The sequence below is a fragment of the Mycobacterium sp. 94-17 genome (genome assembly GCF_035617725.1).
GTDB lineage: Bacteria > Actinomycetota > Actinomycetes > Mycobacteriales > Mycobacteriaceae > Mycobacterium.
Genome location: NZ_JAPIYN010000028.1, coordinates 58,069 through 68,491, shown reverse-complemented (window position 1 = coordinate 68,491; position 10,423 = coordinate 58,069). Strand labels below are relative to the sequence as shown.

Genomic DNA, 10,423 nt, shown 5'->3' with positions numbered 1-10,423 from the left:
CCGACTCTATGAGCCAGACATCAGGTGATCAGGATCCAACCACCGCAACAAGCGGCAACATCACCCTGACACTGACCTCAACTCTAGGCGCGGTTTGCGCCACCCGCGGCCACGCCACATCGGTTTCACCCGCCTCGGCCAGTCACCAGAGACGGACCACCTGGTTGAATGCCCGCCTCTGCGCGACAATCGCTGTCGCTGCGAGGCGGGCAACGCCTCGCATGCTTCCCGACGGCGATCACGACGACGGGTCACCGTCCCCGGGTGCGACGAACGACCGGAGATGACGGCGGGTCTGGTGGTCATCGGCGCCGGGCTCGCCGTCGCTGTGCCGGCCCCGCGTGTAGTCGCCTTGCCACGGCGCCTTCTCGGTCGCGGCGCCGTCGGCGGCGTCCTGCTCGCGGCCCAGCGCGCCGCGTGAACCCAGGAAGTGCTCGTGCTTGCCGCGCAGCGCTTCGTCGGATTCGATGCGTCTGAGTTCGGGGGCGAACTCCTCGAGCTCGGCCCTGCGCTGCGGCACGATCATGCAGATCGGCTCGTCGACCTCGAATCGCACCGGCATGAACTCGCGGGTGAATTTCCAGTTCATGCTGAAACTCGAGCTGGACCAATCGGTTTCGACGACGCCCTCCAGCGCGTAGATCGCATCCTTGGGATGGTTGGCGGGCCCGCGCACCAACAGGTTGTAGCCGGGCGGGGTGCGAAACAGCATCGGCAGGTGCCAGGTCAGGATGCCGTATCCGAAGTGGCTCGACGGCAGGAACTGACCGCTGTCGCGGGTGTCGGGCGCGATCATCAGGCCAGTGCGGTCATTGCCACCCATCCACGTCGCGGTGAACGCGCTGCGGTTGCGCACCTCCCAGCCGCTCTGGTTGGCGATCAGCATGGGCAGGCACCGGTGCGGCCAGCCCTGCCGCATCTCCGACATCCACGCCCGGCCGATCGGCGCGGGGCCGATCGGCGGCGCGATGTCGTGGGTGACGTACCCGATCAGCGGGCGGGACTGCCCGTTGGATTTGTCACTCATCGGATCCTTTCGCCCAACGCACTATCACGGCCAAACGTTAACGGTCCGTGAACCCCACCGCCCGTTGCGGACGAGCGATCAGTGCGTTCTGGCCAGCTCCGCGATGGCGTTCACCCGACGGATGGCGGTGGCGATCTCGTCTGCGAACGCACGACGCCGTCGCGTCAGCTCCGGGTCCGCGAAGCCGTCCACCAGCTCGCGGTGCCGGGCGAGCCGCAGCGCGGTCTTGAACAGTTCCATCGACCGCGACTCGGCGTTGGCGATCCGGCGCTGCAGCTCCCACTGCATGCCGACCTGCAGGCACTCCGCGAGAAAGGCGTCCTCGTCGAATGATTCGTCCTCGTAGGCGGCCAGCCGGTCGGCGACGAGGTGATAGGCGTCCAAGAACGGGCGCAGCACCAGATGCGCCAGCAGCAGGTCGGCGCGCTCCAGCAGGCCGCGCACGTAGACGGCGCTGGCCGCCTTGCCGGTTTCCACCGGGTTGTCCGCGGGCCCGATCAGTTGGACCTCGTCGACGAGGTCCTTCTCGAATTGCGCGCGTGCGGAGAATAAGAACTCGAATTTCAGCAGTTCGCGCAGTTTGAGCGCCTCGTCGCGCACCGTCGCCGGCAGCACTGATCCGTCCACGGTCTGCTCGGCGAGTTCCGCGGCGGCCAGCAGCGCGGTCTCGGCGATGGCGCGGTCGACCAGGATGTGGATGGCGGTGTTGCGGTAGAACGCCGCGACCAGGTGCTGGGCGGTGCCGATGCCCCACACCGCCTCGGTTCCGGCGTCGTAGACGCTCACCACCCCCGAGGCGACCAGCTGGTGCAGGGTCCAGCGGATGGTGGAGCGGTTGGTCAGGTCGGCGGCCCCGGCCACCGCCCAGTTGCGCGCCGCGATGTAGCTGGCCAACGGTTGCACGGTGGCCAGCACCTCGCTGATGGACAGCGAGCGGTCCGCACCCAGCAGCGCCAGGCTGACCACCGCAGTGGGGGTGACCGCCGTCGCGCGGTTGATGCGGTGCTCGACGTCCAGCGCGATGCGCTCGACTTCGGTCCCGACGCCTGATTCCTCGGACCGCAGTTCCTCGAGACGTTTCCGCAGCGGCAGCGGCTCGCCGAAGTCCAGGTACGCGCGCCCAAGTCGGGTGCCCTGCTGGCGGGCCAGCCGGATCAGGAAGCGAAAGTCCTCGGGTCGCTTGGCGGCGCCGTAGGCCTCGGTGGTCATCGCTTCTACCTCGTGCAGCTGGTCGTACACGATGGAGGTCGGCACCAAATACACCTCGGGGCCGTCGATTTCGTCGACCGCGTCGGTGATGTACCGCAGGATTCCGAACACCGGCGGCCGCAGCTTGCCGGTCCTGGTCCGGCCCCCTTCGATGGACCACGTCAAATTGGCGTGGTTCTGCACCAGCTGGGCGGCGTACGCGCGCAGCGCGAACCGGTAGACGGGGATGTCCCTGGTCTGCCGGCGGATGAAGATCGTTCCGGTGCGCTTGGCCCAGGCCCCCATCGGGAAGAAGTTCAGGTTGGCGCCACCGAACGTGAGCGCGGGCGAGAGCCGGCTGGCCTGGATCACCTCGGGCAGCAACAGGCCGTCCAGATAGGAGCGATGCGAAAAGGCAAACGCCAGTGTGGCTTTGCGATCCAGCTTGCGCAACTGGGCGATCTGGTCCTCGTCGGTCAGCACGTCGTAGGCGCGCATCAGCCAGCGGCTGAACCCCCTCCAGGCGGCCATGGCCGACTCGTCCAGCGAGGGCGCCATCTCGCGCAGGTAGGACGCGGCCTCGGCGCGCACACCGTCCGGTTGGCGCCCCAGCTCGTCGGCCAGCGCGCTCAGCCGCTCGTCATACCATCGCGCGTCCAGCAATTCGGCGACCTCGGCCGGGTCGGTCGCCAGCGGCGACGTCGATTCGTCGACGATGCCGCCGCGCTGCAACAACTTTCGCATTCCCACCCGGCCGATTTCGCGGGCGGTGCCCGCCGGTCCCCCGCTCATGCCCGCGGCACCGTGGCGGCTTCGGCGGGCTCGTGCACCTCCGGATGCGGTTCGGGTGCGTAAAGCTGCTCGATCTCGTCGGCGTATTTCGCCGTGATCGGCTTGCGTTTGAGCTTCATGGTCAGGGTGATCTCGTCCCCGCCGGGCTCCCACACGGTGGGCAGGATGCGGAACCGTTTGATCTGCTCGACCCGCGACAGCTTGATGTTGCCCGCGGCCACCCCGGCCGCGATCTGCGCGACGACGTCCGGGTCGGCCGCCAGCGCGGCGGGTGAGGCGTCGGACAGGCCGCGCTGGGCCGCGTACGGGCCGACCGAGTCGGCGTCGAAGACCAGCAGCGCGGTGTTGTACGGCCGCCCGTCGCCGATGGTGATCATCACCCCGACCATGGGGCACGACGCCAGGATGGCGTTCTCGATGTTGCTCGGCGACATGTTCTTTCCGGCCGCGTTGATGATCAGCTCCTTCTTGCGGTCCACCACCCTCAGGAAGCCCTGCGCGTCCGACTCCAGGATGTCGCCGGTGTGCAGCCAGCCCTCGGCGTCGATCGCCTCAGCCGTCTTCGCCGGCTCCTTGCGGTAGCCCTTCATCACCAGCGGGCCGCGTACCAGGAACTCGCCGTCGTCGGCGATCTTGCTCTCCAGCCCCGGCAGCAGTCGGCCCACCGAGCCCAGCCGGGCCTCACGCGGATGGCTCACCGTCGCAACGCAACTCAACTCGGACATGCCCCACACCTCGGCAATGGGGATGCCGATGCCGGCGAAGAAGGCCAGCGTCTCCTTGGGAATCGGCGCCGCACCCGAGACCGCCCAGCGCAGCTCCCCGAACCCCAGCCGCTCGCGCAGCGCGGACAGCACCATCTCGTCGGCCCGGGCCCATTCGGCGGCCAGCTCGTCGGACATCTCGGTACCGGCCACCAGGGCGTCGGCGCGCTTGCCGGCCACCGACATCGCCCACTGCAACGCCTGGCGCTTGGTGTCGTCGGACTCGTTGGCGACGGTGAATTCGATTCCCGCCTTGAGCTTTTCCCAGATCCGCGGCACCGCGGCCCACACGGTGGGCCGCGCGTCGGGCAGCGCGGCGGCGATGGCGCGGGGGTCGTCGACGGCGGTGATCTGGGCGCCGGACACCTCGAGGGCGTAGAGCCCCATCACCCGGTCGGCCATGTGCGCCGTCGGCAGATACGACGTGGCCCGGTCGCCGAACTGCGACGGCAAAACGGTGTTGAGGGCCTGGCACTCGAACAGCAGGTTGGCGTGGGTCATCTCCACGCCCTTGGGGTTTCCGGTGGTTCCCGAGGTGTAGACGAGCGTGACGACGTCGTCGGGGCGCACCGACCGCCACGTCGACTCGAAGTCGAAGTCGTCGTCGGCCGCCGCATAGAGCTGCTCGACCGACAGGGTTCCCGGCGGTGCGCCGTCGATGCAGACGATGTGCTCGATCGGCCAACCGCTGGCGCGAATGCGGTCCACGTACTGCTCCTCGCAGATCGCGACCTTGGTTCCGGCGTTGTCGAACAGGTACGTCAGCTGCTCGGCCGGCAGCGTGTTGTACACCGAAAACGACGTTGCCCCAAGGTGTTGCGAGCCGATCTCGAACTGGTAGAACTCGATCCGGTTGCCCATCATCAGCGACACCGCATCGCCGCGCCGCACGCCCAGCCCGGCCAGGCCGGCGGCGACCTTGCGCACCTGCTCGGCGAGCTCGCGCCAGGTCAGCGTCCGGGTTGCGCCGGGTGTGCGCAGCACGACGGCGTCGGGATCGATCGCGGCGTTGTGCTGAAACGCCTCGCACAAGGTGGCCGGGTCCTGAGCCGTCGTCATTCGCGTCCTCCTCGGCGTCACCCCCAGCACTGCCCTCGTGAGCCTACGTCCGCGACACGGGGGCCGGGAACCAATCGCGCGAGTTCACCGGATCACGACTGGGGCCGCCAGAGCTGCACCGTGCTCGTCGCGCCGCCCGGCAGTTCCAGCAGCTCGATCGGTGTGCCGTCGGGGTCGTGGATGAAGAACATCCGCACTCCTCCGATGTCGACGGGTGGTTCCGCCCGCACGTCGGGGTGGTGGCGGCGGACCGACTCGTACGCCGCGTCGAGGTCGTCCACCCGAAACGAGATGTTGGTGTAGCCCAGGTGTGGGCCCCTGGGGCACTCGGGCACCGCGCCCAACGACATCAGCTCCACCATCGCCGCCCCGATCAGCCCGCCGATCATCCGGCCCCGCTGGGCGGCGCCGCCGGTGACCGCATCCAGTCCGGCGCCCTCGAGCTCGACGTCGAACACCACGTCCATGCCCAGCACCGTGGTGTAGAAGGCCAGCGACGCGTCGATGTCGGAGACGCCTACGCAGATGTGCGAAAAGTTCTGCACGGCAATGGGATGCTGTTCGGTCATGTGGAGTCCTCGGCGTCGTGGGTCGGGTGAATACCACAGGTACAGGCGTCAATTGACGGACACCGGCAGCGCATCCCCCACTCGATGACGGCGCGGGCGCGGGCCAGTGCCTCCATCTGGGCGTCGATCTCGCCGAGTTTGGCCTTCGCCAGGGCGCGGCTGGCCGGGCGTCCCGGGGCGTCGTCGGCGAACAGCAGCTGGATCTCGTCCAGCGAGAACCCGGCCGTCTTGCACAGCGCGATCACCTCGAGACGGGTCAGCACCGAGTCGTCGTAGCGGCGTTGGCCGCTCAACCGCACCGGCTCCGGCACCAGTCCGATCTGCTCGTAGTAGCGCAACGCGGTCGCCGCCACCCCGGCCCGGCGCGCCACCTCGCCTATCGTCAGGCTCGGCGCCATCGCATCCTCCCGGGAGATTCGATAACTTGACTTCGAGTCAACTCTAAGTCTTTGACTGTGGTTATGCCTATACCTTCGCGAGCGAAGCCGAGCGGTTCCCGCTCCGCATCCGACCCCGTCCGTTCCACCACCATAGGCCAATGCTGCAGCGCCGCAGCAGGACTGGTGCTCGGCATGGTGCGTCCCAGGCGGCCCGACGAGCGGTTTCTCCGCAGCATCGTCGATGCGGGCCTGCCGGCCGCCGGCCGGACCGTGACGGTAACCGCGCTGCCCCAGGTGCCCCGGCCGGTGCCGACCGCCGTCATCGTCGAGGGCACCTTCACGCCGGCCCGCGTCGAGAACTCGCTGACGTCGTTCCTCGTCACCCACCCCGAGGCCAGGTTCATCGTCGACCCGGCGGTGTGCATCGACGTCAACCAGCGCGCGATCGCCCAACTGGCCGCCGTGTTGCGCATCGTGGTCCGTCCGCCCGCCGGCACCATCCCCACGATCGAGGCACTGAACCGGCTGCCCGACGCGCCCGGTCTGGATTTCGCGCTACCCACGCACGCACACTGGGACCACGTGTCCGGTCTGCTGGACCTGCCGGATCTTCCGGTGCATCTGCATCGCCGGGAACACGAATGGGTCGGCTCAGGTCCCGTGGCCCCGGTGGGCGGCGTGCGCGACTCGCTGCGCGGCAGGCCGATCCAGCCGTACGACCTGGACGGGCCGCCGGTGCTGACCTTCACCGCAAGCCATGATCTGTTCGGCGACAGCTCGGTCATCCTGGTGGATCTGGCCGGGCATACCCCGGGCAGCGTCGGTGTGCTCGCCCACACCCGCCGGGGATGGATCCTGATCGCCGGCGATGCCGCCTGGCACCAATTGCAGATTGACAAGATTCGGCAGAAGTCAAGCTACCCAGGCAATTTGGTGGACGAAGATCGCGACGAGACCTTCAAGACCCTGCACCGCCTGCACCTGGCACGGCACGCGGTCACGATCATCCCCACCCACGATCACCGGGCGGCGCTGGCGTTGCCCGCCTAGCCGCCCAGACAGCCCGGGCCGAGCAGCGCCTTGAGGTCGCCCATCAGCGCCGGCGACGGCGTAACCCGAAGGGAGGCGTCCAATTCCAGGGTGGTGATGCGGTCGCCGCTGATCAGCCGCAGATGCACCTGCGCGGTGCCGGGGTGCCGGGCCAGCACCTGCTTGAGCGCGCTGACCTTGTCGATGGTGCATTGGCGGGTCGGCAGGCTGACCGCCAGCGGACGGTTCGGCTGCGCATTGGAGAAGTCCGGCACCACGAGTTCGTTGGCGATCAGCGCGACCCGGTCGTCGCGCAGCGATACCTTGGCCTTGATCAGCACCACGACGTCGTCGGCGATTTCGGCCCCGTACACGGAGTACGCCTGGGGAAAGAACATCACCTCGATGCCGCCGGTGAGGTCTTCCAATTGCGCTGACGCCCAAGGCATTCCGTTCTTGTTCACCCGCCTGTTGACCGACGCCAGGATGCCGCCCACCCGCACCTGGGCGTCGTTGGGCACGTCGCCGTCGAGGATGGCCGGGATCTGGGTGTCGACCTGCGCGGTGAGCAGGTGCGCCACCTGGTTGAGCGGATGCCCGGAGACATACAGGCCCAGCATCTCTCGCTCCAGGGCGAGCTTGTGCTTGTCCTCCCACTCGTCGTCGGGAACCTTGATGGTGAATACCGACTCGGTGCAGCCGTCATCACCGCCGAACAGGTCGAACTGGCCCATCGCCTCGGCCTTCTTGGTGCCCAGCACCGAGTCGACGGCGTCGGTGTGCACCAGAAAGAGGCCCTTGCGGGCGTGGCCCAGCGAGTCGAATGCCCCGGCCTTGATCAGCGACTCGGTGACCTTCTTGTTGCAGGCCGCGACGTCGATCTTGTTCAGGTAGTCCGAGAAGTCGGTGAACTTGCCCTTGCCGTTGCGGGTGCCGATCAGCGAGCCGACGACGTTGGCGCCGACGTTGCGCACCGCGCCCAGCCCGAAGCGGATGTCCTGGCCCACCGAGGCGAAGTTCACCAGCGACTCGTTGACGTCCGGCGGCAGCACCGTGATGCCCAGCTTGCGGCAGTCCGCCAGGTACACCGCGGCCTTGTCCTTGTCGTCGCCCACCGAGGTCAGCAGGCCGGCCATGTATTCGGCCGGATAGTTGGCCTTCAGGTAGGCGGTCCAGTAGGAGACCAGGCCGTAGCCGGCCGCGTGCGACTTGTTGAACGCATACCCGGCGAACGGAAGGATGGTGTCCCACAACGCCTTCACCGCTTTTTCGGAGAAGCCGTTGGCGGTCATGCCCTCGTAGAAGCCCTTATACTCGGCCTCGAGCACCTCGAGCTTCTTCTTGCCCATCGCCTTGCGCAGCGCGTCGGCCTTGCCCATGGTGTAGGAGGCGACCTTCTGCGCGATCAGCATGATCTGCTCTTGGTAGACGATCAGGCCGTGCGTCTCGGCCAGGATCTCGCGCAGCGGCTCCTCGAGCTCCGGGTGGATCGGCTTGACCGCCTGGCGACCGTTCTTGCGGTCGGCGTAGTCGATGTGGGCATTCATGCCCATCGGCCCGGGGCGGTACAGCGCCAGCACCGCGACGATGTCGTTGAACTCGGTGGGCTGCATGCGGCGCAACAGATCTCGCATCGGCCCGCCGTCGAGCTGGAACACGCCGAGGGTGTCGCCGCGGCCCAGCAGCTCGTAGGTGGGCTTGTCGTCGAGTGGCACCGATTCCAGGTCGAGGTCAATTCCCCTGTTGCTCTTGATGTTTTCCAGGGCGTCGCCGATGATCGTCAGGTTCCGCAGGCCCAGGAAGTCCATCTTCAGCAGGCCGATGGCCTCACACGACGGGTAGTCCCAGCCGGTGATGACGGCCCCGTCCTGCGGCCGCTTCCACAGCGGGATGGCCTCGGTCAGCGGCTCACTGCTCATGATCACCGCGCACGCGTGCACCCCCGCGTTGCGGATCAGGCCTTCCAGGCCGCGCGCGGTCTGGTAGATGGTGCGCACGTCCGGGTCGGTCTCGATCAGGCCGCGGACCTCGGCGGCCTCCTTGTACCGCTCGTGGCTGGAATCGGTGATGCCCGACAGCGGGATGTCCTTGGCCATGATCGGCGGCGGCAGCGCCTTGGTGATCCGGTCGGCGATCGCGAAGCCGGGCTGCCCGTAGTGGATGCGAGCCGAATCCTTCAGCGCCGCTTTGGTTTTGATGGTGCCGAAGGTGATGACCTGGGCGACCCGGTCGGAGCCCCATTTCTCGGCGGCGTAGCGCACCATCTCGCCGCGCCGACGGTCGTCGAAGTCGATGTCGATGTCGGGTGCCGACGGACGCTCGGGGTTGAGGAAGCGCTCGAACAGCAGGCCGTGCGGGATGGGGTCGATGTTGGTGATGCCCAGCGCGTAGGCCACCAGCGAGCCGGCGGCCGAGCCACGCCCCGGCCCCACCCGGATGTCGACCGACCGCGCGTAACTGATCAGGTCGGCGACAATCAGGAAGTACGACGGGAAGCCCTTGTTGCAGATGACCGTGATCTCGTACTCGGCGCGGTCGATGTAGTCCTGCCCGACGTCGGATCCGAACCGGCGCGCCAGCCCCGCCATCACCTCGTGATGCAGCCAGCTGGCCTGGTCGTGCCCCTCGGGCACCGGGAAGATCGGCATCCGGTCGCGCGGTGCCCACACCTCGTCGTAGGACTGCACCCGCTCGGCGATCAGCAGGGTCGAGTCGCAGGCGCCGGGCACCTCGGCGTCCCAGATCGCGCGCATGTCGGCGGCCGACTTCAGGTAGTAGCCGTCGCCGTCGAACTTGAATCTGTTGGGGTCCGAGAGCGTCTTGCCGGTCTGGACGCACAGCAGCGCCTCGTGGTTGTGCGCGGCGTCGCGGGTGACGTAGTGGCAGTCGTTGGTGGCCAGCGGCGGAATGTCCAGCTTCCGGCCGATCTCCAGCAGGCCCTCGCGGACCCGCTGCTCGATGGACAGCCCGTGGTCCATCAGCTCCAGGAAGTAGTTGCCGGCGCCGAAGATCTCGCGCCACTTGGCGGCCGACTCGAGCGCCTCGCGGTCGTGTCCCAGCCGCAGCCGGGTCTGCACCTCGCCCGAGGGGCAGCCGGTGGTGGCGATGATGCCCTCGGCATGTTCGGCGATGATCTCGGCGTCCATCCGCGACCACTTGCCGAGCTGGCCCTCGAAGGAGGCCAGCGACGACAGCTTGAACAGGTTGCGCAGGCCGGCGGCGTTCTCGGCCATCATCGTCATGTGCGTGTAAGAGCCGCTGCCGGAGACGTCGTCGGACTTCTGGCCGGGGTCGCCCCACTGGATCCGCCGGGTGTCGAAGCGGGAGCCGGGGGCGATGTAGGCCTCGACGCCGATGATCGGCTTGATGCCGGCGGCGGCGGCCGCGTTGTAGAACTCGCTGGCGCCGAACATGTTTCCGTGGTCGGTCATCCCGACCGCGGGCATGCCCAGCCGCTCCACCTCGGCCAGCATCGGCGCGATCTTCGCGGCACCGTCCAACATCGAGTACTCGGTGTGGTTGTGCAGGTGCACGAACGACGACTGACTCATAGGGACGCCAGTCTATGACCGACCACCGACGCAGCCTCGGCGTGTCGCGCAAGTGTGTCCCGGT

7 protein-coding genes are annotated in these 10,423 nt (G+C 68.0%); 1 reads left to right on the top strand and 6 read right to left on the bottom strand.

Annotated elements, in window-relative coordinates:
* Positions 1–238: 238 nt before the first annotated feature.
* The 5 genes from OQ789_RS23880 to OQ789_RS23860 all read right to left on the bottom strand — a co-directional run bounded on the left by OQ789_RS23880 (position 239) and on the right by OQ789_RS23860 (position 5,797).
* Entirely contained in the window at positions 239–1,027 is a 789-nt protein-coding gene (locus OQ789_RS23880) for a DUF6065 family protein (protein ID WP_324688649.1), read from the bottom strand.
* Positions 1,028–1,105: 78 nt separating this feature from the next.
* Positions 1,106–3,007, bottom strand: a complete 1,902-nt coding sequence (locus OQ789_RS23875) for a lysophospholipid acyltransferase (protein ID WP_324688648.1) — start codon at positions 3,005–3,007, stop codon at positions 1,106–1,108.
* Positions 3,004–4,830, bottom strand: coding sequence for a fatty acid--CoA ligase FadD11 (gene fadD11, locus OQ789_RS23870; RefSeq protein WP_324688647.1), 1,827 nt, complete (start codon positions 4,828–4,830; stop codon positions 3,004–3,006). Before fadD11 ends, OQ789_RS23875 begins: the two co-directional genes overlap by 4 nt.
* Before the next feature lie 92 nt (positions 4,831–4,922).
* Positions 4,923–5,399: a VOC family protein gene (locus tag OQ789_RS23865; RefSeq protein ID WP_324688646.1), complete on the bottom strand. Its 477-nt coding sequence runs from the start codon at positions 5,397–5,399 to the stop codon at positions 4,923–4,925.
* Complete coding sequence (locus OQ789_RS23860; protein ID WP_324688645.1) at positions 5,396–5,797, bottom strand: helix-turn-helix domain-containing protein; 402 nt, start codon at positions 5,795–5,797, stop codon at positions 5,396–5,398. The genes OQ789_RS23865 and OQ789_RS23860 overlap by 4 nt, the downstream gene beginning before the upstream one ends.
* Positions 5,798–5,971: 174 nt before the next feature.
* On the opposite strand from OQ789_RS23860, the gene OQ789_RS23855 reads away from it, so the two are divergent.
* Positions 5,972–6,829: an MBL fold metallo-hydrolase gene (locus OQ789_RS23855; RefSeq protein ID WP_324688644.1), complete on the top strand. Its 858-nt coding sequence runs from the start codon at positions 5,972–5,974 to the stop codon at positions 6,827–6,829.
* Here the strand turns inward: OQ789_RS23855 and dnaE are convergent.
* Positions 6,826–10,359: a DNA polymerase III subunit alpha gene (gene dnaE, locus OQ789_RS23850; protein ID WP_324688642.1), complete on the bottom strand. Its 3,534-nt coding sequence runs from the start codon at positions 10,357–10,359 to the stop codon at positions 6,826–6,828. The two genes, OQ789_RS23855 and dnaE, sit on opposite strands and share 4 nt — an antisense overlap.
* Positions 10,360–10,423 lie beyond the last annotated feature (64 nt).

Coding starts and splice junctions, on each gene's coding strand:
- OQ789_RS23880 (WP_324688649.1), bottom strand. CDS start 1,027: ATGAGTGACAAATCCAACGGGCAGTCCCGCCCGCTGATCGGGTACGTC.
- OQ789_RS23875 (WP_324688648.1), bottom strand. CDS start 3,007: ATGAGCGGGGGACCGGCGGGCACCGCCCGCGAAATCGGCCGGGTGGGA.
- fadD11 (WP_324688647.1), bottom strand. CDS start 4,830: ATGACGACGGCTCAGGACCCGGCCACCTTGTGCGAGGCGTTTCAGCAC.
- OQ789_RS23865 (WP_324688646.1), bottom strand. CDS start 5,399: ATGACCGAACAGCATCCCATTGCCGTGCAGAACTTTTCGCACATCTGC.
- OQ789_RS23860 (WP_324688645.1), bottom strand. CDS start 5,797: ATGGCGCCGAGCCTGACGATAGGCGAGGTGGCGCGCCGGGCCGGGGTG.
- OQ789_RS23855 (WP_324688644.1), top strand. CDS start 5,972: ATGGTGCGTCCCAGGCGGCCCGACGAGCGGTTTCTCCGCAGCATCGTC.
- dnaE (WP_324688642.1), bottom strand. CDS start 10,359: ATGAGTCAGTCGTCGTTCGTGCACCTGCACAACCACACCGAGTACTCG.